Source organism: Ruegeria sp. L12 (assembly GCF_056531745.1).
In genome coordinates this window covers 60,131-86,618 of sequence record NZ_JBQFMH010000003.1, presented here as the reverse complement: position 1 = coordinate 86,618, position 26,488 = coordinate 60,131, and the positions used below count along the sequence as shown (strand labels likewise).

Here is a 26,488-nt window from a genome sequence, read left to right as displayed (position 1 = left end):
GTTAAATTTCAGACACTTATCGTAAGTGCGACCGTTTGGACCCCCTCACCCGGTTGAAAAATGTTACGAATATGCAGGTTTTTGCGATTCCTGTGACTTTTTTTCCGCAATATTGGCGGTCACACAGGCTTGCCGATTGTCACGCAGGCTTCAACAAACCGTCCAGCGCTTTGATCGGGCGCTTGACCGAGTCCTTGGTCACAGTTCCACTGGGCGGACGTATGAGTTTGCTGGCTTCGACCATCAACACCCCCCCGGCCATGACCGTCGGCAGGCGCTGCCCGGTTTTTTCGATCAGGCTTCCGGATTTCAGCCAGAACCGCCGGAAAGAGGGCGGCAGGTAGAGCGCCGAACAATGGTTTTCAGGCACGAAGTGATGCGCCCTTAATTGATTCTCAAGCTGCGTCGCAGAATAAGGCCGCCCGAAACCAAAAGGCGTCTTGTCGGTCCGCGACCAAAGCCCGGCCCGGTTCGGCACCACAAACAAGACCCGCCCACCCGGGCCCAGCACACGCCAGCATTCCTCCAGCAAGCGGCTGGGCCGGTTTGAAGTTTCAAGCCCATGCATCACCACCAGCTTGTCCACATGGCCGGTCTCAATGGGCCATCTCGTCTCTTCCGTCAGAACCGAGACATTGGGCATCCCAGCAGGCCAGGGCATCACCCCTTGCGGTCCCGGCATCAACCCGATCACCCGACGCGCGTCCGCCAGGTAGGGGCGCAACAAGGGGACCGCAAAACCAAACCCGACCACGGTCTGACCCTTGGCTTCGGGCCACAGCTCCAGCAACCGGCCACGGATGGCCGCCTGTGCCGCACGGCCCAGCGTGCTGCGATAATAAAAATTCCTCAGATCCTGCACATCAAGATGCATTGCGGACACCCGGTCAATCGGCTTAGCTGGGCGCAGTCTAGCAATGAAAGGGCAAAAGGCCATGCCTCTTGAGATCGTTACCGTCCCCTGCCTCAGCGACAATTACGCCTTTCTCGCCCATGACCCGGCCAGCGGCGAGACCGCACTGGTCGACGCGCCCGAGGCCGCTCCGGTTCTGGCCGAGCTGAATGCGCGCGGCTGGCGGCTGAGTCACGTTCTGCTGACGCATCATCATTGGGATCATGTGGACGGCCTACCCGGAATTCTGGAAGCGCAGCCCGCACGGGTGATCGGGGCCAAAGCCGACGAATACCGCCTGCCGAAACTCGATCAGGCGGTGGTTGAGGGCGACACGTTCTATATAGGCGGCGAACCGGTCGAGGTTCTGGATGTTTCGGGCCACACTGTGGGACATATCGCATTCTACATGCCACAAAGCGGTGTCGTATTCACCGCAGACAGCCTGATGGCGCTGGGATGCGGGCGGCTGTTCGAGGGGGAGCCTGCGCAAATGTGGGCCTCTCTCAGCAAGCTGGCTGCCCTGCCCGACGAAACAATCGTGTGTTCCGGCCACGAATATACCCAATCAAACGCCAAATTCGCCCTGACAATCGATCCCGACAACGCCGCCCTGCAGGATCGCGTTGCCGATATCAACCGCGCCCGCGCCGCCGGAGAGCCCACCGTGCCGTCGCTTCTGGCACTGGAAAAGGCCACAAATCCGTTTCTGAGGGCCGCAGACCCGGCGATTCAGGCGCATCTGGGCATGGAAAATTCTGACCCGGCGTCAGTTTTTGCTGAAATTCGTGCCCGAAAAGACCGCTTTTAGGGCGTTTCAACCCCTCTTCACGGCCACGGTCACAGGAAATGTGACTGTCAAGAGCAAGAAAACCCTTGAAGCCGGGGCACGATCAACCAAACTCTAATAGTATGAGGACATGGTTGGGATGGGGATCCTGCCGATACTCGACCCCCCTTCCGGCCCAATATAGAGGAGCACCCGCGTGCCTTCATTCTCGAGCACACTGGAACAAGCCATCCACGCGGCCCTTGCGGCGGCGAATGAACGGCGACATGAATTTGCAACGCTGGAGCATCTGCTGCTGGCGCTGCTGGAAGAGCCCGATGCGGTGCGCGTGATGAAAGCGTGCAGCGTCGATCTTGACGAGCTGCGCAGCACCTTGGTCGAATTCATCGACGAAGACCTGTCAAACCTCGTCACCGATATCGACGGGTCCGAAGCCGTACCCACCGCCGCCTTCCAGCGTGTCATCCAGCGCGCCGCGATCCACGTCCAAAGCTCGGGCCGGACCGAGGTCACCGGGGCCAATGTGCTGGTCGCTATCTTCGCCGAACGCGAAAGCAACGCGGCCTATTTCCTGCAGGAACAGGATATGACGCGCTATGACGCGGTGAACTTCATCGCCCATGGCGTCGCCAAAGATCCGGCCTATGGTGAAAATCGCCCGGTAACCGGCGCGGATGAGTCCGAAGATGAGGTGCAGGCAGCCCCGGGCGAAGCGGATCAGAAAGAAAGCGCACTGGGCAAGTATTGCATCGACCTGAACGCCAAATCGCGCGCAGGTGACGTCGATCCGCTGATCGGTCGCTCGGATGAAGTGGAACGCTGCATTCAGGTGCTCTGCCGCCGTCGCAAGAACAACCCGCTGCTGGTGGGTGACCCGGGTGTTGGCAAAACCGCCATTGCCGAAGGTCTGGCGCACAAAATCATCGCCGGAGAAGCGCCAGATGTTCTGTCCGAAACCACGATCTATTCGCTGGACATGGGCGCACTGCTTGCCGGTACCCGCTATCGCGGCGATTTTGAGGAACGTCTGAAGGCGGTTGTGGCCGAGCTGGAAGAACACCCCGATGCAGTCTTGTTCATTGACGAGATTCACACCGTGATCGGCGCCGGGGCCACCTCGGGCGGCGCTATGGATGCGTCGAACCTTCTGAAACCTGCCCTGCAGGGTGGCAAGCTGCGCACCATGGGATCGACCACGTACAAAGAATTCCGTCAGCATTTCGAAAAGGACCGCGCGCTGAGCCGCCGGTTCCAGAAGATCGACGTGAACGAGCCCTCGGTCGAGGACAGCGTGAAAATCCTGCGCGGCCTCAAGCCCTATTTTGAAGAGCATCATGCGATCAAATACACTGCGGACGCCATCAAGACCGCCGTGGAATTGTCGGCCCGCTATATAAACGACCGCAAGCTGCCCGACAAAGCCATCGACGTGATCGACGAGGCCGGAGCGGCGCAGCATCTGCTGGCCGAAAGCAAACGCCGCAAGACCATTGGCGTCAAAGAGATCGAGGCCGTCGTCGCCAAAATCGCGCGCATTCCGCCCAAGAACGTCACCAAAGACGATGCCGAGGTGTTGAAAGATCTTGAAACCTCGCTGAAACGGGTTGTGTTCGGTCAGGACGAAGCTATCGAAGCGCTGTCGAGCGCAATCAAACTGGCCCGCGCCGGATTGCGTGAACCCGAAAAGCCCATTGGTAACTATCTGTTCGCCGGCCCGACCGGTGTGGGCAAAACCGAGGTGGCGAAACAGCTGGCCGATACGCTGGGTGTAGAACTGCTGCGCTTCGACATGTCGGAATACATGGAGAAACATGCGGTTTCCCGTCTGATCGGTGCGCCTCCGGGATATGTCGGGTTCGATCAGGGCGGTTTGCTGACCGATGGTGTCGACCAGCATCCACATTGCGTGCTGCTGCTGGACGAGATCGAAAAGGCGCATCCGGACGTGTTCAACATCCTTCTGCAGGTGATGGACCATGGTGAGCTGACCGATCACAACGGCCGCACGGTGAATTTCCGCAACGTGGTGCTGATCATGACCTCGAATGCTGGTGCTGCCGAACAGGCGAAGTCGGCTATTGGTTTCGGCCGCGATCGTCGTGAAGGTGAGGACACCGCCGCCATTGAGCGCATGTTCACGCCGGAATTCCGCAACCGTCTGGACGCCGTGATTTCCTTCGCGCCGCTTCCGAAAGAGGTCATCCTGCAGGTGGTCGAGAAATTCGTCCTGCAGTTGGAGGCGCAATTGCTGGATCGCAATGTGACCATCGATCTGACGCCCAAAGCCGCCGAGTGGCTGGCGGACAAGGGTTATGACGACAAGATGGGCGCGCGTCCGCTGGGCCGTGTGATCCAGGAGCACATCAAGAAACCGCTGGCCGAAGAGCTTCTGTTCGGCAAACTGGCCAAAGGCGGCGTGGTCCGCGTCTCGGTCAAGAAAGGTGAGCTGGATCTGGAAATCCTCGGCCCCGATCAGCCGCGCATTCCGGGAGATAAGCCGCCGTTGCTGACTGCGGACTGATATCGACAGCTCAGAGACAAACAGCGCCCGCCCTTTCGGCGGGCGTTTTCATTTACCGTTCGGTCAGCTTCAACTCGATCCGACGGTTCTGCGCGCGCGCCTCAGACGTGTCGGCGGGATTGACCGGCTGGAATTCGCCAAACCCGTTGGCCGCCAGACGGTTGGGCGGAATGCCCAGCGCTTCGACCATGAACCGCACCACAGACAACGCGCGGCCCTGGCTGAGCTCCCAGTTATCGCGATACCGTCCGCTACCCGCCAGCGGCACGTTGTCGGTGTGTCCGTCGACGCGGATGACCCAATTCAGACCCTCGGGGATTTCAGCCGCCACAGTCCGAAGAATCTCGGCCACCTTGGCGACTTCCTGACGGCCCTCTGCGGACAAAACGGCAGAGCCCGTATCAAACAGCACCTCGGACGAGAACACAAAACGGTCGCCTTCAATGCGCACGCCTTCCTGATCGCCCAGCACATCGCGCAGCCGTCCGAAGAACTCAGACCGGTAGCGTTGCAGATCTTCCGCCTGTGCCGTCAGCTCCTGATTTTGCCCAGCCAGTCTTTCCGCCTCGGCCTCAAGCCTGATCCGCTCTGCCTCTTCCAGCAACCGGCGGCGACGCTCTTCCGAGGCCGCACGGGCGAGGGCTGCGTTCAGGTCCTGACCCAGCGTCTGGATCTGGATCTCAGCGGCGGCATTCCGCTCTTCATAATCATCCAGCAGCGCCTGCAACGAGCCCAACTGACTGCGCAAGGCCGACATTTGCTGGTTCAAAAGTGCAGTCTGGCGCTGCGCATCGGTCGAGATTTCCTTTTCCGACGCAAGCGCCCCTTGCGCCACCGCCAGCAATGCCGCGCGTTCATCTGCCAGCGATCTCTGCTCATCCGCCTGCGCTTGGGCCTGCGTTTGCGCGTCCAAAGCCGCCTGCAGTTGGGCCTTCAACTCGTCCGGGTTCAGCTCGCCAAATTGGCGCTCAAGTTCGGTTCGCGCTGCCTGGGCTGCGGCCAGCAGGGTCAGAGTTTCCTCGGCTTCCTTGCGTTGCGCCTCCAGCGCCAGTGTCATCGCGGTCAGTTCGGCATCTGCATCCTGCAGGCGGTTGCGCAGGGTTTCGGCGGCGGCGGCTTCGGCCAGACGCGCCGCCTCTTCATCTGTCAATTGCTGCGTAAGATCGGCGATCTGACCTGCCTGCGCCGCTTCGCTGGCTTCCAGTTCGGCCACCAGCGCCTCGAGCGCTTCGCGGCGCGCGGCAGCCAGACGCGCGGCTTCGGTTTGGACGTCGATCTCGCTGCGGCTTTGGGCAAGGGCGAGGTTCAGGGCTTCCTGCTCGCTCAGCAACTCATCGCGCTGCTGCAATAACGCATCCTGCTGGTCCACCAAGTCGGCTATGTCGGCCCGCGCCCGTTCCTGATCTGCCAGCAGCGCGGCAACCTGTGCCTCAAAGCTCGTGATCTGGGATTGAGCCTCGGACAGTTCGTCCTCGACCTGCCCGAGCGTTGTGTTCAAGGTACCCAAACGTGCCTGCAGACGGCTGTTTTCGCGCTCTTCCAATCCCAGCGCCCCAGCCAGCGCCGCGACCTCGTCCGACAGCGCGGTCAGTTCATCCTCTTGCCCCGAGATGGTTTCGCGCAGCACGAACTGGACGATCATGAAGATGGTCAGCACAAATGTCAGAACCATCAAAAGCCCCGTCATGGCATCGACGAAGCCGGGCCAGACCGAGCCCGAAAATCGATGACCGGTGCGACGCGACAGGGCCATCTTCTATTCCCCGTCCGAAGGCGTGCGCACAGCGCCGCGCGGCAATGTCAGCGCCTTGACCAGCAGTTCGAAATCCTTGCGCAGTTCATTCATGCTGTCCTGCCGACCGGCTGAAATCTCTTCAAGAATGCGCAGCAGTTGCACATCCATCGACCGCAGGCGCATGCGGCTTTCGGCATCGATCCCTTCGCCCGAGCCATGTTCGCGCATGTGATCCAGCAGTGCATCCTGCCCAAGTGCCACACGCTCCAAAGCTGCGGTCACCCCCTCGGACTGCGCCTGACGCTGGTTCATATCGCTGATCGCGTCGACCAGATGCCCCAGCTTTGCCGAAACCTGTGTCCGGTCCTCGTCCTGTGCCGCGAACAGATCCTGCAGCGCATCCATCTGTTCCGACATGGCATCGAGCACCGGTGTCAGCACCGCCAGTTCCGCGCCACCCTCGTCCCCTGCCGTAAACCCGACGCGGGTGATCGAGGACAACCATTCCTCTAACTCACGATAAAACCGGTTCTGGCCGTGGCCCGCGAACAGTTCCAGCAAACCGACGATCAGCGATCCGGCAAGCCCCAGCAGAGATGAACCGAAGGCAACGCCCATCCCCTGTAGTTGCGATTCCAGCCCCGTCATCAGGCGATTGAAGACGGCCAGACCTTCCTCACCTTCCTGCGGGTTCAGGCTGCGGATCGTATCGACGATGGCAGGCACGGTTGTCGCCAGACCAAAGAACGTGCCCAAAAGGCCCAGATAGATCAGGACGTTGGTGATATAGCGCGTGATCTCGCGCTCTTCCTCGACCCGCTCGGCCACAGAATCGAGAATCGACCGGGTGGAGCTGGAACTGATCTGTGATCGCGCGCCCCGCGCGCGAAGCAGCGAGGCCAGGGGCGCCAGCAATTGTGGCGGGCGCACGTCATCACGTTCGACCCCACCGACAAAGGCCTCGATCCAGCGTACCGAGCCGATCAGCTGAGTCACCTGCAGGAAACAGGCGGCCACGCCGATGACAAAGACCAGAAGGATGAAACCGTTCAGATACAGGTTGGCCTGAATGACCGGCAGCACGTAAGGCAGCGCCGCGAACACGCCAAGGCCCGACAGCCCGATTGCGATCAGCATCATAAGGATTTGGCGGATTGGTTGCGAGAAATGAGGTCTCACGCCCTGTTGTGCCTGCGCCATGCGCGTGGCTCCCGGTATTGTCTGCTCTGGGCTGAACCTATCGAAGTTCCGGGCGCGACGCCAAGGGTTTATGCGCGGATTGTGCGCACCCGTTGCGACAACCACTCAAGGTCGGGGTCGTGCAGCCCGATCTCAGTCAGGTGCGCGGCGGTGTTGTACAGGTATTCGTCGTTCGGGCCGCGCCCGCCCACGGCATGGGCGATGATCTGGGCCTGCTCCTCAAGCGGCAGCCCACCGCAATACTGCACGTGATGCGCATCGATGACATAGGTCACGGCGTTGACGACCTCACCGCTATGCAGATGCACGTCCAGCATCCTTTCCAGATAGGCGGATGAAATCAGCTCGCGCTCGCGCAGCTCTGCCAAGGTGCGTTCTTCGTGCCCGGCTTCGACGGCCAGCGCCAGACCCGAGCAGTTCGCATCCGGCTGCTCATCCAGCGCCAGCACCAGACCCGGATCCTCTTCGGTGCCGCGGTGGTGAATCGATCGCATGCAGAAGGACCGGGCATAGCCATGCAACGTGGCATGTTCGCTGCGGGCCACCGGAAAGCCGGGGTTCCACAGAAGTGATCCATATCCGAAAACCCACATCGTCATTGCTCTGGTCCTTGCCCGTTTGGCCCTATAAACATCAAATCCGAGGCAGGAAAAAGGGCCAATCATCATGCGTCGTCTGATACGCGTTCTTGTTTTCGTGGCCCTGGTGTGGAGTGCCTATTGGTATGTCGCGGGTTACGGGCTGCGCAATGCCATCACCGGCTGGTTCGACCATCAGCAGGAACGCGGCTGGCAGGCTGATTTCTCGGATGTTGCAACAGCGGGCTATCCATTGCGACACATGACCCGCCTGAACAACCCAGCCCTCGCCGATCCGGTGAATGGCACAGCCTGGAGTGCGGACTGGATCGAGTTTGACAGCCCCGCCATCTGGCCGGGTCGTCAGGTGTTGCGCTTTGCCAGCACGCCGCAGCGTCTGTCCTATTTCGATCAGACCACGACCGTTCAGGCCGAAGGTCTTCAGGCCGAACTGTACCTGCAACCCGGCGTCGCGCTGGTACTCGAGAGGATGGCATTGGCCGCCGGGCGCTGGCTGCTGTCGGATGAACAGGCCCCTCAGGCCGGCGGGCAAAGCCTGAGCCTGATCATGGCGCAAACGGGCGCGCCGGAAAGCTACAACATATCGGCGAAGGTCGACGGCTTTACACCGGGCGAAGAGTTGCGGCGCCTGATGCGGTCGGCCTCGTCTCTGCCGCAATCCTTCGAGACGCTGGAACTCGACACGTTCATCACATTCGACAAGCCCTGGGATCGCAGCGCATTGGAGGAACGACGCCCTCAGCCCGTGGCGATTGACCTGAGGTTGGCCGAGATCAAATGGGGCGAACTGCGCCTGTTCGCCACCGGAGAGCTGGATGTCGACGCTCAGGGCATTCCGACCGGCGAAATCGCGGTCAAGGCCGAGAATTGGCGGGATATGGTCGCGATGGCCAACGCCGCGGGTGCCCTGCCCGATCAGGCGGTTGATCCGGTGACGCGGGCGCTGGGGTTCATGGCGGGCCTTGGTGGCAATCCCAACGCGCTGGATATGCAGCTGAATTTCCGCGATGGATTTGTGGCTCTGGGGCCATTGCCTCTGGGTCCTGCCCCGCGACTGATCCTGCGTTAACGGCAGTAAGGGCCGCTACGATAACGCGCCGTGTCCAGATGGAAGTGGTCGCGGTGATATCGGTCCGAGTTCGGCCCCAACACCGTTCCGAACGGCCCACAGGCCCCGCGCCAGACTTTGATCAGTTGTTTCTGCGACGGGTTCTTGCGCCACCCGTTCAGCACGGTCACCACCTCACCATCCGCCATTCGGAACCCTGAGATATCGATGGCCCGCCCCTTGCCATGTTCGGAAATCCGCCCGCCTTTTTGGTTGTTTCGGGTCCGGCAGGCGTAATGTGCGGCGACCTGTAGCTCAACCACCGGCCCGCGACGTTTGAAGGTGGGCTTGACGGTTTTGTCGACCCATTTGTTCAACGCCTGCGCCGTGCCGCAATCCATGGTCGACGGGCGGCTGAGCTTTACCCCGGCGACCGAAGTAATTTGCACCGCATCCTTGATCCCGCAGGCCTTGATCTTGCCGTTCACACGGCCCACCGGCTTACCCTGAATTTCAATATCCCCACAAACCGACGATTTGCGCAGCTTGCGTTTCTTCAGGAATACTTGCTGCTCTAACTCCTTGGGTCGCACATAAGGCCGGATCGAGTCTTCGGGCCCCAGCAGCGGCAACTCTGCCGGGCGCGCCGCCGCCGCCATCACCTGTGGCGAATTCGGTCGCAGCACCGGGCGTATCTTTGCATGCGCGATGATGGGAGCCGCAGACGCAAGCGTCGGACGGGTGATCGGGACCAGAGAGGTTTCGGGCGCTGCAGCCTGTGCCTGCGTCGCCAGCAATGCGGCGAGACTTATCCACAAACCTCCCCGCAACCCTCTCATGTCGATGCTTTCCCTCGTCCGAAATCCGGCGCGTCCGTGTCCTGCCCGGCATCAATGATGCCACGCCGGATTGCGCGAGTGCGGGTAAAATAGTCGAACAGCTGCTCTCCGTCACCCGTTCGGATCGCCCGTTGCAGTGCAAAGAGTTCCTCGGTAAAGCGTCCCAGAATTTCCAGCGTCGCATCCTTGTTGGTCAGGAAGACATCACGCCACATCGTCGGATCCGATGCTGCGATGCGGGTAAAATCCCGAAAACCGGCAGCCGAATATTTGATGACCTCACTATCCGTCACCCGCCGCAGATCATCAGCCACGCCAACCATGGTGTAAGCAATCAGATGCGGCGCATGCGAGGTCACCGCCAATACCAGATCGTGGTGATCGGCATCCATTTCGTCGACATTCGATCCCATCCCTTCCCACAGCGCCCGCAAGCGAGCGATCGCGTCCGGGTCCGTTCCTTCGACCGGGACCAGCAAGGACCAGCGATTGTCGAACAGCTCGGCAAAGCCGGATTCCGGCCCGGAATGCTCCGTCCCGGCCAGCGGGTGGGCAGGAATGAAATGCACATCTTCCGGAATATGAGGCGAGACAGCCTCGATCACGTGACGTTTCACCGAGCCGACATCCGAGACGGTCGCCCCCGGCTTCAGAAGCGGTCCGATCTGCGCCGCAACCGCGCCCATTGCACCGACCGGGATGCACAGCACAACCAGATCAGCCCCATCAACGGCCTCTTCAACCGTGTCACAGACGCGGTCGCACAGCCCGATCTGCCGAGCCGTCTCGCGGGTCGCGTCTGAACGGGCATAGCCGGTCACCTCGCCCGCCAACCCTGCGCGCTTCATGGCCCAGAACATGGATGAGGCGATCAGGCCCAGCCCGATCAGCGCCACTCGGTCGTATATCTGGCTCATGCAGCGCCCCCTTTGAATGCGGTGATAGCTGCAACCACTCGGCGGCAGGCCACTTCATCGCCCACGGTAATCCGCAGCGCGTTTGGCAGGTTGTATCCCGCAACACGCCGCACGATCAAACCCTGAGTTTTCAGGTAATCATCGCAGGCTTCGGCCTCGGCCCGATCCGTGAACCGGGCGAGGATGAAATTGGTGCAGGACGGGTCAGAGGCTACGCCAATTTTTGCCAACTCATCGGACAGCCAGACCCGCAGACGGGCGTTTTCTGACTGGCAAAAGCGCAAATATTCCACGTCATGCACCGCAGCCTCGGCCGCAGCCAAAGCAGTCAGCGACAGGTTAAAGGGCTGGCGCACCCGGTTCAGCACATCAATGATGTCTTTGGCGGCATAGCCCCAGCCCACACGCATTCCACCCAGCCCGTAGACCTTCGAGAAGGTCCGGGTCATGATCACATTCTCAAAGCGATCAACCAAAGCCGCCCCGCCGTCGAACCCGTCGACAAATTCGGCATAGGCCCCATCCAGCACCATCAGACAGTTGCCAGGCAGCCCCTCGGTCAGACGTTCCAACTCGACCTCGGGGATCATGGTCGACGTCGGATTGCCCGGGTTGGTCACGAACACGATCCGGGTCATGTCGGTTACGGCGGCAAGGATGTTATCGACATCCACATACCGATCACGCTCGGCCACCATCACGGGCGTTGCCCCGGCCATCCGCGCGATGATCGGGTACATCGAGAATCCGTGCTCGGTATAGATCACCTCATCCCCCGGCCCGGTATAGGCCTGTGCAACGAATTGCAGCACCTCGTCGCTGCCGACACCGCAAATGATCCGATCAGCGTCCAGCCCATGCCGCTGAGAAATCGCTGCGCGCAGGCTGGCATGATCGGTGCTGGGATAACGATGCAGGGTTGCGGCACTGTCGCGCACTGCCTCAATCGCCTTGGGGCTGGGTCCAAACGGGTTCTCGTTAGAACTCAGCTTGATGACCTCGGCCACCCCCGGCACATGGGACTGACCGCCCTGATACAGCGCGATGTCCATAATGCCGGGTTGTGGGATGAGTTTGGTCATGAGGGGCTCCGTTACTTGCGCCCCTCATACCTGTCTCAACGGTTTGAGAAAAGTGGCAATTCCCTCAGGCCGCCTTGAAGCGGGCCGTCGCCGGATCAGCGTCGTAGAACGGCACATAATCTTCGGTCCGACGCGACAACTCATTGACGCTGTCGATGATGAACTGAACCGTCTCTTCGCTCATCAGATACGAGAAGTTCAGGCGCACCCAGCCGGGTTTCTTCATCTCTTCCCCCGCCGACAAAGCCGCATGCAACTGGTCCGAGGTTTCCCGGTCGATGCCCAGCAAACGGTGCGCATAAGGCCCCGCGCAAGCGCAGCCGCCCCGCGCCTGTATCCCGTAGATATCGCTGAGCATCCGCGTGAACAGTTGCTGATGCACCGGCTTCCCGGCGCGGTCCCGCACAAGGAACGAGAAGATCGGCAGACGATGCGTGTTCTCCGTTCCCAGCAAGGTCAGATGCGGATTGTCCGACCACCCCTCAAGCGCCATCCGGTTGTACAGCGCCTCACGACGCGTGATCTCGTCGGTTCCGACCGCATCCTTGACCATGAACGCCAGCGCTGCGCGGATATCGCCGATGACATTGGGTGTTCCGGCCTCTTCCCGCGTCGCAAGGTCCACGCTGTAATCATGCCGCCAGGGCGAGACAAAACTGACAGTTCCCCCACCCGGCCAGCTTGGGCATGAACGCTGAACCGCTGCCTGATTGACCACCAGCACGCCAGAGGCCCCCGGCCCACCCGGAAACTTGTGCGGAGAGACCACGATCGCATCCTTGCGCGCATCCTCCGGCCCCATATCCATTGGCAGGTATGGACCACCCCCCGCATAATCCCAAACGGCCAGCGCCCCATGTGCTTTCAACAGCCGGGTCACCGGATCAGGATCGGTGATGATACCAGTGACGTTGGACGCCGCCGAGAAAGATCCGATCACCAGATCGGCGCAGGCATGTTTCAGCAACGCGGCTTCCAGCGCTTGCATGTCCGGCCCGCCTTCGGCGGCTTCGGGAATTTCAATCACCTCCGCCTTGCTCTCACGCCACGGCAAGATGTTCGAATGATGTTCATACGGACCGATCAGCACAACCGGTTGATCAGCCTCTTGCACTCCCATCAGGCTGACCAACCGGTTGAGACCCGCAGTGGCGCCAGACCCGGTGAAGATCACCGCATCCTCTTCCCCGGCGCCAACGATGCGGGCGATCTCGGCCCGCGCCTCGCGGCGTAGACGGGTCATGTATGAACCGCAATAGGAGGCTTCGGTGTGGCTGTTGGCATAAAACGGCAACACATGTGCAGCCACAAAATCCTCAACCTGCCGCAACGCGCGACCCGAGGCAACGTAATCCGCATATACAAGCGGCACCTCCTGATGCAGACCCGGGATGAGTACCCCCTCACCAATCAGCCCGTCGCGCAGAGCGTTCCCGTGAGCGGCAGATTGAATCTCTGTGCGAAAGATGGACAAGGTCATTGCATAAGCTCCGTATTGCTACATCCAATGTGATTGAGCGGTGATGCAAAAACTTCCCCTATTTTTGCCTTTGAGAGCCAATATTTGTGTCATATGATTACATATGACCAATAATTTAGATCAAATTGACACAAACATCCTGAAAGAGCTTCAAAAGGATGCCACCTTGTCCCAACGAGAGCTGGCAGATCGGGTCGGCCAGTCCCAGAATGCCTGCTGGCGTCGCCTGAAAGCGTTGAACGAAAACGGCGTCCTACAGGGCTCCACCGCGCGGATCGCACGAGAGAAACTGGGCCTGAACCTCGTGGTCTTCGTCATGCTGCGCACCCGCCATCACTCGGCCGAATGGTTGCAAGCCTTTCGCCGCCACGTGCTGACCATACCGGAAGTGGTGGATTTTCATCGGATCGGCGGCGACTACGACTATCAGCTCAAAGTCGTCACGCAGGACATGGCCTCATATGACAAGGTCTACCAGCGACTGATCGAAAAGGTCGAACTGGACAGCGTTACATCATATTTCGCAATGGAAGCGATCGCCGAAAGCCGCCCCCTGCCTATCTGATCCGGTTCTTCATCTGGCCAAAAATATCTCGGGGGTGTCGCGCAGCGACGGGGGCAGAGCCCCCCCAAACAAACAAAAAAAGACCGCGCTGAAAGCGCGGCCTTTGAATTCATCAGATCGGCGAAGATTAGTTCTTCGCGTAGAATTCGACGACCAGGTTCGGTTCCATGACAACCGGGTACGGCACATCGCCCAGACCCGGTGCGCGCACGAAGGTCGCGGTCATTTTCGAGTGGTCGGCGTCGATGTAATCAGGCACATCACGCTCGGCCAGCGCGACAGCTTCCAGAACAACAGCCAGTTGCTTGGACTTGTCACGCACTTCGATCACGTCGCCTTCTTTGACGCGGTAGCTGGGGATGTTCACCCGCTTGCCGTTCACCTTGACGTGGCCGTGGTTCACGAACTGACGTGCGGCAAATACAGTTGCAACAAACTTGGCGCGATAGACGACAGCGTCCAGGCGACGTTCCAACAGACCGATCAGGTTTTCACCGGTGTCACCGTTCACACGCACAGCTTCTGCGTAGATGCGGCGGAACTGCTTTTCGGTCAGGTCGCCATAGTAGCCTTTCAGCTTCTGCTTGGCGCGCAACTGCAGACCGAAGTCCGACAGTTTACCCTTGCGGCGCTGACCGTGCTGGCCGGGGCCGTATTCGCGGCGGTTGACCGGGGATTTCGGACGACCCCAGATGTTTTCGCCCATCCGGCGGTCGATTTTGTACTTGGCAGACGTGCGTTTGGTCACGGCTGATCTCCTTCGTTTTGGTCGAGGCCCTGCGGGCCACTATGAAGGGCGTTGTCCTCTTGGGGTCTCCCCCATGACAGGCATCCCCTTGCGGGGGCCACCAACACCAATGAAGCCGCGCTTATATCTGCAGCATCGGCAGAGTCAACACGTCCCGGCGACCTAAAGGCGCAAATTCCGGCTTAGTCAAAATCAGGGTTATTCTGCCGCGAAGGCCGCCACGTTGGGCATAGCGCTCCGTGCGGATGGCGGCATCGACGGAAAGGCGACAACCGCGCCATCACCGGCCTGACTGATCGATGCAGGCTCAACCTGATCGGCGGCGGCGCTGATCCAGAACTCCTGTCCCGGTTCCGGGCATCCGTTCTCGAAGACCAAAACAGGGGCGACCTCACCAACGATCATCACCAGCCTGGCCTCGAAAGTCTGGGCCCCGTTGGACAGTTCAATCCTGTCGCTCTCCAAACCGGTCTGACCAGCGCTGTCCTGCGACCATGCCAACAGCTCGGCAACAACGTTGGTTGCTACCGTCCGCTCAGCCATCTCGACAAGCGCTTCAGTCAATTGAAGTGCGCGTCCACGCCAGGACCACGCTGACCCAACAGACAACAGGTCAAGAGGCGCCGCCTCCAGACCGTCAACTTCCGTCTGAGTCCAAGATATAGCTATTCGACCGCTGTCACCGGCTCTCATCTGCCCGCCCGCACTTTTACTCATCCCACTTATAACGCGACCTGTTTATCAACGTTAAAATGGGCAGAAAAGAGACCGAAATGCAGCATTCACGAAAATGTTGCTTAAGAACAAACTCAGACTGAGACTTGATTCACTCCTGGGCCGCAACTGCACGTCAACGTGCCGCCATCGGCGGCACGTCGCCCTGTTTCCTACCCCAGCAAAGCCTCGATCCGGGCAAGCGTGGCCACATTGACCGCAACCCCCTGTTCAGCGGCCTGCTCGCGGCTGCCGCGACGCCCATCACCGGGCAGATGCGCACCTTCCTGCACCCGGATCGCCGAGACGAGCTGGGATATTCCTTCAGCGAAGTCGCCCGTTCCCGTCGCCTCGGGATCGATCGCGATGAAGAACTGTCCGGTCTTTGGCGGTCCACCCGCCGTTCCCGAGAAGGGCGAGGCATGGATGCCCAGCGTTGCCCCGGTCAGGGCAGCGGCCAAAACCTCGGTCAGCAACGCGACGCCGACGCCTTTATAGCCGCCGGACGGTGCCATCGACCCCTTGAGGCCCACATTCGGATCAGTGGTCGGATTGCCGTCGGCATCCAAAGCCCAGCCCACCGGGATCGGTTTGCCTTCGCGGGCGTGTTTCATGACCTCGCTCTTGGCGATGGTGCTGGCACTTTGGTCGATCAGAAGGGCAGGCTGGCCGTCGTCTCCGGGAACGGCGAGCGAGAACGGGTTGGTCCCCACTACTGGCTTGGCACCACCGGACGGCGCAATCGAGGCAGGTGCGTTGGTGAATCCAAGTCCCACAAGGCCCGCCTGCGCCAGCCGATAGGTGTGATACCCCAGCACGCCGCAATTATAGCTGTTCCGGATTGCCAGCACCGCGACACCCTGCGCGCGCGCCGCAGGAATCAGCGCCTCGAAACCTGCGTCAATCGCCGCATGGGCAAACCCGGTCGCCGCATCGACCGCCACCACGCCGGGGCGCGGTTGAGTCAGCTGCGGTGAGGCCTGCCCGTCCACTTTACCGCACTGAACGTGCTCGGCATAGATCGGGATATAGGCCAACCCATGGCTTGCCACCCCGTCTGCCTCGGTCGCTGCCGTGGCCACCGCCAGCGGGCGTGCGTTTTCGGCGCTGGTGCCCGCGGCAACCAATGCGCGGAAGGACAGATCCTCGATCTCGGCCAGGGTCAGTGTTTTGGTTTCAATCATTGTGGCCTCTTGTCAGTCGTTATCGGAAAGCCCGGCACCGGCGCCCAGCCGCCGCGATTCCTCGGTGGCGGGGGCATAGGTGCGATGGGCGAATTGGTTCAGTATGTCCCAGACCTTCGGATCTGGTGTGGCGCGGTCATGTAACGGACGGGCCGTGCCCGGCGCGGCACCCGTTTGCAGCGTGATTCGGTCGGCACGCTCGGGCGGCGGGCCCGACAGGTTCAGGCGAAAACCATCGGTCGCGGCCGTCACACCGTCAAAATCCAGTTCCACGCATTGACCCAACTGCCGCGCCACATAGCCTGCAAAGGGCAACAGCATGGAGGGGGCTTCGACATTGTGCAGATGCAGTGGTCCGTCCTTCAGCATCGCCGCCCGGTCGGACAGCGCCGCGCCGGTGGCCAGCGGGCACAGCGCCGCTGCCCCCTGCCAGTCCTGCGTGTGCGTCGCGCTGACCGGGGTCGCCTTGGCCAGATCGGCCTGCAGAACCTGCGCCAGCGTCGCACAGCCCGACAGACCCTGCGCGCACAGCCAGCGCGTGGCCTTGGCCGCCTCTTCCGCCAGACCCCAGCCATAGCCTGCGCCCCGTGCGGCGCGTTTGGCGGTGGCTTCGACCTCGTTCAATGCAAAACGGCTCATGATTGCGCCTCCGGATAGACCCACAGATCGGCGGTGTCGGATGTCAGTTCATCCGGATAGGGCGCACCCGCATACATGCAGACCCGCACCCAACGGTCCGAGCGGGGGTCGAAATGCGTGACCCCAAAAAACGACAGCTTGGCGCGCAGCATGTCGATGGGCAGCACCTTGTCGCTGATCGTGTTGTCGTGGATTTCGCCATAGGGTGCAATACGGCTCATCTGGGCGCGGCGCACGCTGTGGCGGTGTTCGGGATGGTGCAACAGGAAATCGGCGACCGAGCTTTCGGCATCGCTGTCCGCCAGCGCCGCGAACAGCGCGGCAGCATCGCGAGCCGGGGCCAGCGGCTGCTCGTACTCGGCAATCGGTTCCTCGAACCGCTCGCCCAGACGCGGCTCCAGCTTTTCTTCGGATACATACCAGGCGCGGGCGCAGTTTTCGCGCGCCGACCAGTCGCGATCCAGCGCCCAGCCAAAACTGGTGCGCAGCAGATCGCGCAGCGCGGCGATGGTCATCGCGCCGTCGATGATGAACGCGTCGGTGTTGCTGTCGGCCATGCAGGTGGCCAGCCCGTCCACCAGATCGCCATAGGGCTCCAACATCAGCGAGGCCAGCATTTCCTGCCCCTCCTCGCTCAGCGCCTGTTGCGACCAGCGCAGCAGGCGGTCCCATGGGTAATCGGCGCGCAAATCAGCGTCGCCCAGATGCGCGCGCAGCGCGGTCAGGTCCCGATTCAGATCGGCCAACTTGTCAATCTGGATCGGATGCTCTGAAGACCAGCGGGCGACGTTTTCCTCGCTGCGGGCCAGCAGAGACAGGAACTGCGCCGCCTCATCTGCGCTGGCGGTTTCAACCGCGCGCACGCGGGCGATGGCCTCTTCCCGGGCCATGATCCAGTTGTTGAACAGCACCGGATGGTTGACGATATAAGGCGCCATGCCCAGACCGGTGGAGTTGCCAATGCCCAGTCGCGCAGCCAAATCCGGGCTCAGCTGTGCGGCAGTGTCACCCCCACGCGCCCGCGCCATGTGGTTGACCAGGTCGCGCACGAACCAGCGGGTCAGATAGACCGACAGCATCTCGGCCTGAAACGGCACCAGCATCTCGGGGCGATCGGCGATCTGTTCCCGATCCGCCGCGCCCAGCTTGCCCGAACCATAAACGGCCGTGGTGCGCATCAGATAACCGACCGCATCGGCCTTGTCGGCGTCGGGCTGACGGCCTGCAGATAACGCCTCGACAAAATGATCCCACAGACGGACCGAGCGGTTGGCCCGGCTAACCGAGATTTCGCTGTCGGTGACACGGCCCGCTTCTTGCAGCGGCACGTTTTGCGACAAGCGTTCGATGTCGGCCTTGGTGGGCACGCCGTCGAACAGGGTAAAGGTGGCATCCCACGCCGTGGCGATCACCCGGTCCGAGCGCATCTCGGGCGGCAGATCATGGGCAAAGGCAACCAGCGAATAGGCTCGTTCCGGCCCTTGCGCCGTGTAAACCGCGTGACCAACCCCGTTTTCATCAATGTCGAAAACCGGGCGCGCAAAGCTCCAGTTCTCTTCAGCCATGCGGCGCGTCAGCACCCGCATGAAACTGAGACGGCATTGATGCAGCGAGCCCAGCCGCGACAGGCGCATCACTGTCGCTGGGTCCCGCCGGGGGATGGTCGTTTGCGCGGTTTTGTCCATATGGTCTATCCTTGGGGGGTGAAGTTTTCGGCGAAGAACCGGTACCAGTTCTTGCCCATGATACCGGCCACTTCGTCGTCGCTGAGGCCGGTCGCGCGTAACCCTGTTTCAATATTGCCAAAATGGCGGTTGTCTTCGAACCACGACGGCATCGGCGGGAAACCGGGGGCCGAGGCCGAGCCTTCGCCATAGTCGATTTCCTTGGTCCAGCGACCCACACGCATCCATTCGACAACGCTGTCGGGTTGATCCTGACACAGGTCGGTGCCGATCCCCAAATGCTGGGCGCCGTATTTGTCAGCCGTGCGGGCAATCATCTCGCAGAAACTTTCCAGCGTGCAGTCGGACTTGTCCTTCAGGTGATGAGGGTAGACCGAAAAGCCGAGCATCCCACCGTTTTGTGTTACCGCACGGATCACGTCGTCGCGCTTGTTGCGCAGCGCGGGTGACCATTCGTGCGGATTGGCGTGAGTGATGGCGATGGGACGCTCGGACAGTTCGGCGGCCTCGATGGTCGACCGGTCCGCCGAATGGCTCATGTCGACAACAAGACCTACACGGTTCATTTCCTTGATCACCTGCTTGCCCATACGGGTGATGCCGGTGTCTTCGGCCTCGTAACAGCCGGTCGCCAGCAGCGACTGGTTGTTATAGGTCAGTTGCATGAAACGGGCACCCAGATCATGCAAAATCTCGACCAGCCCGATATCGTCTTCGATGGGGCTGGGGTTCTGGAACCCGAAGAACACCGCCGTCCGCCCGGTTTCCCGCGCGGTGTCGATGTCGCTGGCCCAGCGGCCTTTCATGATCAGATCCGGATATTGCTCGAACCAGCGGTTCCACTTCTCGAAATTCAGAACCGTTTCGCGGAAATTCTCGTGATACGAGATGGTGACGTGGATCGCGTCCACGCCCCCTTCACGCAGTTGGCGGAATATCTTCTCCGACCAGTTGGCATATTGCAGCCCGTCGATCAGCATCAGACCGGGCCTGCGCTGATATAGGCGGTCTTGACGGTGGTGTAGAATTCCGCCGCCGCCTTGCCCTGTTCACGCGGCCCGTACGAACTGTCGCCGCGACCGCCGAACGGTACGTGATAGTCGGTGCCTGCGGTGGGCAGATTCACGGTCACCACACCGGTGCGCGCATTGCGGCGGAAATGGGTGGCGCGGGCCAGCGATTTGGTCACGATGCCCGAGGTCAGGCCGAAATTGGTGTCGTTGACCACGCTCAGCGCCTCTTCATAGCTGCCAACCTTGATGACGCTGGTCAGAGGCGCGAACATTTCCTCGCGGTTGATGCGCATGTCGTTGGTGGTGTTCAGGAACACGCCCGGCGACATGTAGAAGCCGTCATGCGGCATTTCCAGACGCTGCCCACCACAGGCCAGCTCGGCCCCTTCGGACTTGCCCAGATCGACATAAGCCAGGTTTTCGTTCAACTGCTGCTGGCTGACAACGGGACCCATCTGAGTGCCCTCTTCCAGCGCGTGGCCGACCTTCATCGCCTGCGCGCCTGCAACCAGTTTCTCGACAAAGGCATCGTGGATGCCCGCGTGAACCACCAGCCGCGACGAGGCGGTGCATTTCTGACCGGTGCCGCCAAACGCGCCACCCAGCGCCAGTGTCACCGCCAGATCCAGATCGGCGTCGTCCATCACGGCCAGCGCGTTTTTCGACCCCATCTCCATCTGCACCTTGGTCAAGTTCTGGATCGCCGCCGAAGCGATGCCCTTGCCCACCGGAACCGAACCGGTGAAGGAAATCGCGTTGAGCTTGGGGCTTTCGACCAGACGCTGGCCAATCGAACGGCCCGAGCCCATCACAAGACTGAACAGACCTTTGGGAATGTCCTGACGTTCAATGATCTCGGTCAGAGCCACAGCCGAAGCAGGCGTGATGTTGGCCGGTTTCCACACCACCGCGTTGCCATAGCACAGCGCCGGCGCGATCTTCCACGAGGCGGTCGCGGTCGGGAAGTTCCATGGGCTGATGATGGCGACAACGCCCACGGCTTCGCGGCGCACGTCAATTTCAATGTCAGGGCGGACCGAATCCGCGTTTTCGCCGATCTGACGCAGGCATTCGGCAGCGTAGTAGGTAAAGAACTGACCTGCACGGAACACCTCGCCCTTGCCTTCGGCCAGCGGCTTGCCTTCTTCGCGGGCCAGCAGCGTGCCCAGCTCTTCTGCGCGGGCCATCAGTTCGTTGCCGATGGCGTTCAGCACGGCCTGCTTGCGCTCAAGCCCGTAAGCCGCCCATTCGGCCTGCGCGACGCGCGCCTGATCCAGCGTCGCCTCAAGCTGATCCGCGCTGGCTTGCGCGAACATGCCGACCAGATCGCTCAGGTCCGAAGGGTTACGGTTTTCAATTTCGCTTTCGCCTGCCAGCCATTCGCCGGCGATCAGGTTCAGTTTGGTCACGATGCGCGCCCCATGTCAGAATTTGTCCGCCACAGGATGGATTTTTTAGACAACATCAGTCAAACTCAATTTATTGAAGTTAACTTCAAGAAAACTGAAACGTGACACTCAAGATCGAAATGCTGCGCTGCTTTTGCACGGTTGCCCAAACCGGCAATCTGGTCGAGGCGGCAGACCGACTGGGGCGCACGCAATCGGCCCTGTCGATGACGCTGAAACAGCTCGAGGATCATCTGGGCAAGAAACTCTTTGAAGGTGAGCGCAAGAACCGTTTGTCCCCTTTGGGAGAGCAAGTGTTCGATCTGGCCTTGCAGCAGGTTCGGCAATTCGATCAGACGGTTCAGAATATCGAGGCCGCAGCCCGTGCGGAACAGGGGCTGATCCGCATCGTCTCGGTCCCGTCGGTCGGTGCGCTGATCTTTCCAAGTCTGTTGGAGCATATGAGCAAGCAGTTCCCCGGCGTGCAAATTGATCTGCGGGACACCGACACCCAGCAGGTGCTGGACGCCTTGAGCCGCGATCAGGCCGATATCGGCATCGCCTCGGGGCAGCATGCGCTGAATGGGGTCCGTGCCGTTCCCTTGTTCGCGGATGCGTTTGGCCTTGTGGCGGCCTCGGATCATCCGTTGATCACGCAGGAAACCCCTCCGACCATCGCGGAATTGCATCGGGCACCGTTCATACACAACAGGCTGTGCGACCTGATCCGGACGCCTGATTTCGCACCTGTCTCAGAGGCCGCCGAGGTCACCATCCACAACACCCATTCACTGATCACGATGGTGCGATCCGGCAGGTGGGTCACCGTTCTGCCTCAGACCGCAGCCGAGTTCTTGCCGTTGGAGGTCGCCTTCCGCCCCATCCTGAACCTGCACGACAAGCGGCAGGTCTATCTTTATGTGCGCGAAAGGACCCGGTTCACTTCTCTTACCGAGGCTTGCAGCCGGTTTATCCTGTCACACGGCTTCTCCTGATCGCTGGACGCCGCTGAACACAGTCTCTCGCCCGGCTGTGAGCAGGATTTATTGGGTCGAGCGCCTGCGCGACCACATCTTCCTGTCAGGCCCACATGTGGTGGCAGAGATAGGAGAGATGATGAAACAGCCCATCAACACATATCTGTCCGTGCTTGTTGTTTTACTGGCCGGACAAGCCGCGAGCGCGCAAGGGGTCGCCGTGTTTAACCCATCAGGCAACAAAACCAGTTCTGCCTTTGCCGCTTCGGCAAGCACATCGGTCACCCGCCCTCATACGGATGCTGTCAGCCCCGCGCGGGCAAACCTTCCGATCCTGAAAGTCGGCGGCCACAAGCCCAAGATCAAATTGAAAATATACACGAAACCAAAAGTGAAGAGGCAGTATTATCACCCGGCATACAAGCACTATAAGTACCGCGCGCAAAAGCCACGCCTGAAGCACAGAGGGTATCGCGCACCGTATTACCGCTTTGCCCCCAAACGGTACCGGCGGTATTAACCGCCGCGCAGGCGTTGCATCAGATAGATTTCGCTGCCTTCGGGTATGGGTTCGGTCAAGCCGCTTGCGATGACGCGGCCATCGATGGCGATGGATACGCCCGCGTCTATCGGGGCCTGAAGCTGCGGATGCGCCCGGACCAGTTCGCGCAGCAGTTCTCCGGTGGTTTTGGCCTCAACCTCCACCACCTGCTGGCCCCCGGTCAGTGACCGGAGACCAGACCAGAGGTGGACCTCAACCATTGTCCTTGAGCGCAGCCAGAATGCGCGGCGGAGACATCGGCAGTTGCCGCATCCGAACGCCCGCCGCATGGGACACAGCGTTGGCGATGGCGGCCAATGGCGGCACGATTCCTGTCTCGCCCACACCGCGCACCCCAAACGGGTGGCCGGGGTTGGGCACTTCGACTATCACCGTGTCAATCATCGGCAGATCGCTGGCAACCGGGATGCGGTAGTCGAGGAAGATCGAGTTCTGCAGACGACCGTCGTCGCCATAGATATATTCCTCGTTCAGCGCCCAGCCGATGCCCTGTGCCGCACCGCCCTGATATTGCCCTTCCACATAGGTCGGGTGGATCGCCTTGCCCGCGTCCTGAATGACCGTATAACGGGTAATGCTGGTCTTGCCGGTTTCCGGGTCAACCTCGGCATCGACGATATGGGTGCCGAATGACACGCCCGCACCTTCGGGGGTGGCCTCGAAATGACCCGAGATCGGACCGCCGGTCGCGCCCATGTCAGACGTGATCTCGGCCAAGGGCATCGGGTCGAAATCACCCGCGTTGGGGCCCGAGGGCACGGCGCAGCCGTCTTCCCATTTCACCGCGTCAGTCGGGATACCCCATTTGGCCGCTGCGCGTTCGCACAGTTTCTCGACCGCGTGGCGCGCCGCCTTGATGGTGGCCAGACCAGAGGCATAGGTCACGCGGCTGCCGTGGCTGACGTCGTTATATCCCAGCGAGGCCGTATCGGCGACGGTGACACGGATGTTCTCATACGGGATGCCCAGAACCTCGGCCGCCATCAGCGCCATCGACGCGCGCGAGCCACCGATGTCGGGCGTGCCGACCATCAACTGGGCAGAACCATCCTCGGACAGAGCCAAAGACACGCTGGTCTCACCGCCATGGTTGAACCAGAAGCCGCAGGAAATCCCGCGCCCCTGCCCCGGTTTCAGCGGTGCCGCGTAATGCGGATGCGCCTTGGCAGCCTCAAGCGTTTCGACAAGGCCGATCCGTTCATAGGTCGGGCCATAGCTGGCCTTGGTTCCTTCATGGGCGGCGTTTTTCAGGCGAACATCGATGGGGTCGAGACCCAGTTCTTTGCACAGCTCATCAATCACCGACTCGACCGCAAAAGCCCCCATCGGCGCGCCCGGCGCACGATAGGCGGCCTGTTTCGGACGGTTGGCCAGCACGTCATAGCCCACCTGCCGCACATTGGTCAGGTTATAGGGCGCAAAGGCACACATGGCGGTCATATCACCCGGCGCGCCGGGAAAGGCGCCGCCCTGCAGGCGGAAAACGCCCTCGGCCGCCGTGATGGTGCCGTCCTTCTTCATGCCGATCTTGATATCCATCGACGCGGATGAGGTCGGACCGGTCGCCCGGAACACTTCGGACCGGGTCATCACGATCTTGACCGGCCGGTTGGCCTTGCGGCTCAGCGCCAGCGCGACGGGTTCGATGAACACCGTGGTCTTGCCGCCGAACCCTCCGCCGATTTCCGACGCGGTCACCCGCAGTTGCGAAGTTTCGATGCCCAGCAGCGCGGCGCAGGTTTTCTGCGCGATCCAGTGGCCTTGGGTGGTGCACCACAGCTCACCCTTGCCGTCATTGCCCAGCATCCCCAGACAGGCGTGCGGTTCGATGTAGCCCTGATGTGTGGCCTCGGTGACAAAGCTGTCCTCGATGACCAGATCGGCCTCCGCAAACCCGGCCTCGACATCGCCGTGACCGCTTTCGTGATAGCGCACGACGTTCGGGTGCATCCCTTCGGGCACGGAATAATCCGCAGCGCCTTCGCGGATCACCGGCGCGTCCGGAGCCATCGCCTTGTCCACGTCCGTCACATGGGGCAGCACCTCGTATTCAACCTCGATCAATTTGAGCGCATCGCGCGCCGCCAGGGCGGAGGTCGCCGCAACCGCAGCCACCGCGTGCCCGTCATAAAGCGCCTTTTCACCCGCCATGACGTTTTCCAGCACGTTCCAGAATTCGCCTTCCAGACCGGGAAAGAACGGCACATCGGCAAAATCGGCACGAGTCACCACGGCTTTGACGTCTTTGTGAGCCTCAGCCTTCGACGCATCGATCCTGACGATCCGAGCATGTGCATGGGGTGAGCGCAAGACCGCGCCGTGCAGCATCCCGGGCGCATAGGCGTCCGCACCGAACTTGGCGCGGCCGGTGACCTTGTCCAGACCGTCAGGGCGATCCGGGCGGGTGCCAACGAATGTGAATTCGGATTTGCGATCGTCCAGAGCCATTATGACGCCTCCCGCATCTCAGCCGCCGTATCCATCACGGCGCGAATGATCTTGTCATACCCGGTGCAGCGGCACAGGTTGCCTGCCAGCCAATACCGGGTCTCTTCCTCGGTCGGGTTGGGATTCTTTTCCAGCAGCGACTTGGCCGCCACCAGAATGCCCGGCGTGCAGATACCGCATTGCAGGGCGGCATATTCGATCATCTTTTTCTGCAGCGGATGCAGAACATCCCCGTCAGCGATGCCTTCGACGGTTTCGATCTGCTTGCCCTCGGCCTCAACGCCCAGCATCAGGCAGGAACAGACCAGACGACCATCAACGCTGACCGAACAGGCGCCGCAATCGCCGGTGCCGCAGCCCTCTTTCGCGCCGGTCAGGTTAAGCTTGTCGCGCAGACAGTCCAGCAAGGTTTCGCGCGGGTCGCACAGATATTCGACCGCGTCCCCGTTGACGGTGGTGGATACGTGGAACTTGCTCATGCTTGCTCTCCCTTGGCACGGGCATAGGCGATTTTGGCGGCGCGTTTGGCCAGCACGCCGGCGACCTCAGTGCGGAATTCAATGGTGCCGCGCTTGTCGTCGATCGGATTGCAGGCTGCCGATGCCGCAGCAGCCAGCGCATCCAACGCCGCATCGTCCAGCGTGCTGCCGATGATCGCTTTAGCGCAGTCCTCGACCAACAAAACGGTTGGTGCCACGGCCCCCAGTGAAACGCGGGCCTCGGTGATGGTGTCGCCATCCAGACGCAGGTTCACGCCAACGCCAACCACCGCGATATCCATCTCGGTGCGCGGAATGAAACGCAGATAGGCATCCCCTGCGTTGTCACCGCGCGCGGGTATGTTCACCGCCGAGATCAGTTCACCTTTGGCCAGCGAGGTTTTACCGGGTCCGGTGGGTATATCCTCAACCGCAACTTCTCGCGTGCCTGCCGGACCAGTGACAGTAACGGTGACGCCAGCCGCCACCATGGCGGGAACCGAATCCGCCGCCGGAGAGCCGTTGCACAGGTTGCCCGTCAGCGTCGCCCGGCCCTGCACCTGTGTCGATCCGATCAGATCCATCGCCTCGACCACGCCGGGCCAGTCACGGCCCAGTTCGGGGTGCTCGCTCATCTCGGCACCGGTGGCGGCGATGCCCAGCGTCCAGCTGCCATCGGCATGGCGCGTTATGTCGCTGACACCGTCGATCTTCTTGATGTCGATCAGCGTATTCGGTGTCACCAGGTCCGAACGCAGCTGCACCAGAACATCGGTGCCGCCTGCCAGAAACCGCGTGATGCCCGTTGCATTCGCAGCCAGAGCCGACGCCTCGGCAAAGCTGGCGGGGCTGTGATAGTCCATGAATATACCTCGCACCTGTTGATCAGGATTCACTGGGGTTCGCAGCGGACGTTAGTGCAGCAAACCTGCGGCGTCCATGGCTGCCGCGACGTATTTTTCCTGTCGGATATGTCGGTTTCA

Annotated in this window: 25 protein-coding genes; 6 read left to right on the top strand and 19 right to left on the bottom strand. The window is 61.2% G+C overall.

The window, feature by feature from the left end; all coding sequences use genetic code 11:
• Positions 1-139: 139 nt before the first annotated feature.
• Positions 140-874: a class I SAM-dependent methyltransferase gene (locus tag ACR0K9_RS05840; protein WP_480821504.1), complete on the bottom strand. Its 735-nt coding sequence runs from the start codon at positions 872-874 to the stop codon at positions 140-142.
• 61 nt (positions 875-935) lie between these two features.
• Between ACR0K9_RS05840 and gloB the strand changes: the two genes are divergently transcribed.
• Both gloB and clpA read left to right on the top strand, forming a co-directional pair.
• On the top strand, positions 936-1,703 hold the full coding sequence (gene gloB, locus ACR0K9_RS05835; RefSeq protein WP_480821502.1) for a hydroxyacylglutathione hydrolase: 768 nt from the start codon (positions 936-938) through the stop codon (positions 1,701-1,703).
• A 175-nt stretch (positions 1,704-1,878) separates the two neighbouring features.
• Complete coding sequence (clpA, locus tag ACR0K9_RS05830) at positions 1,879-4,203, top strand: ATP-dependent Clp protease ATP-binding subunit ClpA (RefSeq protein ID WP_480821500.1); 2,325 nt, start codon at positions 1,879-1,881, stop codon at positions 4,201-4,203.
• Positions 4,204-4,255: 52 nt separating this feature from the next.
• Here the strand turns inward: clpA and ACR0K9_RS05825 are convergent, their stop codons facing one another.
• The 3 genes from ACR0K9_RS05825 to ACR0K9_RS05815 all read right to left on the bottom strand — a co-directional run bounded on the left by ACR0K9_RS05825 (position 4,256) and on the right by ACR0K9_RS05815 (position 7,737).
• Positions 4,256-5,956, bottom strand: coding sequence for a peptidoglycan -binding protein (locus ACR0K9_RS05825; protein ID WP_480821498.1), 1,701 nt, complete (start codon positions 5,954-5,956; stop codon positions 4,256-4,258).
• A gap of 3 nt (positions 5,957-5,959) precedes the next feature.
• Entirely contained in the window at positions 5,960-7,138 is a 1,179-nt protein-coding gene (locus tag ACR0K9_RS05820; protein ID WP_480530437.1) for a biopolymer transporter ExbB, read from the bottom strand.
• Positions 7,139-7,206: 68 nt separating this feature from the next.
• Positions 7,207-7,737 (bottom strand): gamma-glutamylcyclotransferase, encoded by a 531-nt coding sequence (locus ACR0K9_RS05815; protein ID WP_480821496.1) that lies wholly within the window; start codon positions 7,735-7,737, stop codon positions 7,207-7,209.
• A 67-nt stretch (positions 7,738-7,804) separates the two neighbouring features.
• Between ACR0K9_RS05815 and ACR0K9_RS05810 the strand changes: the two genes are divergently transcribed.
• Positions 7,805-8,806: a DUF2125 domain-containing protein gene (locus ACR0K9_RS05810; protein WP_480821494.1), complete on the top strand. Its 1,002-nt coding sequence runs from the start codon at positions 7,805-7,807 to the stop codon at positions 8,804-8,806.
• Here ACR0K9_RS05810 and ACR0K9_RS05805 read toward each other — a convergent pair.
• The 4 genes from ACR0K9_RS05805 to ACR0K9_RS05790 form a co-directional block, all read right to left on the bottom strand.
• A complete protein-coding gene (locus ACR0K9_RS05805) occupies positions 8,803-9,624 on the bottom strand; it encodes an extensin-like domain-containing protein (RefSeq protein WP_480821492.1) in 822 nt (273 codons plus the stop codon). The two genes, ACR0K9_RS05810 and ACR0K9_RS05805, sit on opposite strands and share 4 nt — an antisense overlap.
• Positions 9,621-10,541 (bottom strand): prephenate/arogenate dehydrogenase family protein, encoded by a 921-nt coding sequence (locus ACR0K9_RS05800; RefSeq protein WP_480821490.1) that lies wholly within the window; start codon positions 10,539-10,541, stop codon positions 9,621-9,623. The genes ACR0K9_RS05805 and ACR0K9_RS05800 overlap by 4 nt, the downstream gene beginning before the upstream one ends.
• Positions 10,538-11,623, bottom strand: coding sequence for a histidinol-phosphate transaminase (hisC, locus tag ACR0K9_RS05795; protein WP_480821488.1), 1,086 nt, complete (start codon positions 11,621-11,623; stop codon positions 10,538-10,540). The genes ACR0K9_RS05800 and hisC overlap by 4 nt, the downstream gene beginning before the upstream one ends.
• Positions 11,624-11,687: 64 nt before the next feature.
• Complete coding sequence (locus ACR0K9_RS05790; RefSeq protein WP_480821486.1) at positions 11,688-13,103, bottom strand: aminotransferase class V-fold PLP-dependent enzyme; 1,416 nt, start codon at positions 13,101-13,103, stop codon at positions 11,688-11,690.
• A gap of 103 nt (positions 13,104-13,206) precedes the next feature.
• Here ACR0K9_RS05790 and ACR0K9_RS05785 point away from each other — a divergent pair, with 103 nt between their 5' ends.
• Positions 13,207-13,668 carry an Lrp/AsnC family transcriptional regulator gene (locus ACR0K9_RS05785; RefSeq protein WP_480821484.1) on the top strand — a complete coding sequence of 154 codons (462 nt, stop codon included), beginning with the start codon at positions 13,207-13,209 and terminating at the stop codon, positions 13,666-13,668.
• Between the two features lie 127 nt (positions 13,669-13,795).
• Here ACR0K9_RS05785 and rpsD read toward each other — a convergent pair whose 3' ends face one another.
• From rpsD to ACR0K9_RS05750, 7 genes are all read right to left on the bottom strand, one after another.
• On the bottom strand, positions 13,796-14,416 hold the full coding sequence (gene rpsD, locus ACR0K9_RS05780) for a 30S ribosomal protein S4 (protein WP_480821482.1): 621 nt from the start codon (positions 14,414-14,416) through the stop codon (positions 13,796-13,798).
• Between the two features lie 198 nt (positions 14,417-14,614).
• Complete coding sequence (locus ACR0K9_RS05775; protein WP_480821480.1) at positions 14,615-14,980, bottom strand: hypothetical protein; 366 nt, start codon at positions 14,978-14,980, stop codon at positions 14,615-14,617.
• A gap of 323 nt (positions 14,981-15,303) precedes the next feature.
• Positions 15,304-16,314 (bottom strand): Ldh family oxidoreductase, encoded by a 1,011-nt coding sequence (locus ACR0K9_RS05770; protein WP_480821478.1) that lies wholly within the window; start codon positions 16,312-16,314, stop codon positions 15,304-15,306.
• A 12-nt stretch (positions 16,315-16,326) separates the two neighbouring features.
• Positions 16,327-16,953: a DUF3726 domain-containing protein gene (locus ACR0K9_RS05765; protein WP_480821476.1), complete on the bottom strand. Its 627-nt coding sequence runs from the start codon at positions 16,951-16,953 to the stop codon at positions 16,327-16,329.
• Entirely contained in the window at positions 16,950-18,638 is a 1,689-nt protein-coding gene (locus ACR0K9_RS05760; RefSeq protein WP_480821474.1) for a hypothetical protein, read from the bottom strand. The genes ACR0K9_RS05765 and ACR0K9_RS05760 overlap by 4 nt, the downstream gene beginning before the upstream one ends.
• 5 nt (positions 18,639-18,643) lie before the next feature.
• Complete coding sequence (locus ACR0K9_RS05755; RefSeq protein ID WP_480821472.1) at positions 18,644-19,618, bottom strand: membrane dipeptidase; 975 nt, start codon at positions 19,616-19,618, stop codon at positions 18,644-18,646.
• Positions 19,618-21,060, bottom strand: a complete 1,443-nt coding sequence (locus ACR0K9_RS05750; RefSeq protein WP_480821470.1) for an aldehyde dehydrogenase family protein — start codon at positions 21,058-21,060, stop codon at positions 19,618-19,620. Before ACR0K9_RS05750 ends, ACR0K9_RS05755 begins: the two co-directional genes overlap by 1 nt.
• Positions 21,061-21,161: 101 nt before the next feature.
• On the opposite strand from ACR0K9_RS05750, the gene ACR0K9_RS05745 reads away from it, so the two are divergent.
• Together ACR0K9_RS05745 and ACR0K9_RS05740 are read left to right on the top strand one after the other, a co-directional pair.
• The gene (locus ACR0K9_RS05745; protein ID WP_480821468.1) at positions 21,162-22,034 is read left to right on the top strand and encodes a LysR family transcriptional regulator; all 873 of its coding nucleotides are present in this window, start codon (positions 21,162-21,164) and stop codon (positions 22,032-22,034) included.
• Between the two features lie 121 nt (positions 22,035-22,155).
• The gene (locus tag ACR0K9_RS05740) at positions 22,156-22,536 is read left to right on the top strand and encodes a hypothetical protein (RefSeq protein ID WP_480821466.1); all 381 of its coding nucleotides are present in this window, start codon (positions 22,156-22,158) and stop codon (positions 22,534-22,536) included.
• Here the strand turns inward: ACR0K9_RS05740 and ACR0K9_RS05735 are convergent.
• Genes ACR0K9_RS05735 through ACR0K9_RS05720 form a run of 4 tightly spaced genes read right to left on the bottom strand, consistent with a single transcriptional unit; the run spans position 22,533 to position 26,368 of the window.
• Entirely contained in the window at positions 22,533-22,778 is a 246-nt protein-coding gene (locus ACR0K9_RS05735) for a MoaD/ThiS family protein (RefSeq protein WP_480530469.1), read from the bottom strand. The genes ACR0K9_RS05740 and ACR0K9_RS05735 overlap by 4 nt on opposite strands.
• Complete coding sequence (locus ACR0K9_RS05730; RefSeq protein WP_480821464.1) at positions 22,771-25,026, bottom strand: xanthine dehydrogenase family protein molybdopterin-binding subunit; 2,256 nt, start codon at positions 25,024-25,026, stop codon at positions 22,771-22,773. The genes ACR0K9_RS05735 and ACR0K9_RS05730 overlap by 8 nt, the downstream gene beginning before the upstream one ends.
• A complete protein-coding gene (locus ACR0K9_RS05725; protein ID WP_170408211.1) occupies positions 25,026-25,505 on the bottom strand; it encodes a (2Fe-2S)-binding protein in 480 nt (159 codons plus the stop codon). The genes ACR0K9_RS05730 and ACR0K9_RS05725 overlap by 1 nt, the downstream gene beginning before the upstream one ends.
• Complete coding sequence (locus ACR0K9_RS05720) at positions 25,502-26,368, bottom strand: FAD binding domain-containing protein (RefSeq protein WP_480821462.1); 867 nt, start codon at positions 26,366-26,368, stop codon at positions 25,502-25,504. The genes ACR0K9_RS05725 and ACR0K9_RS05720 overlap by 4 nt, the downstream gene beginning before the upstream one ends.
• Positions 26,369-26,488: the final 120 nt, after the last annotated feature.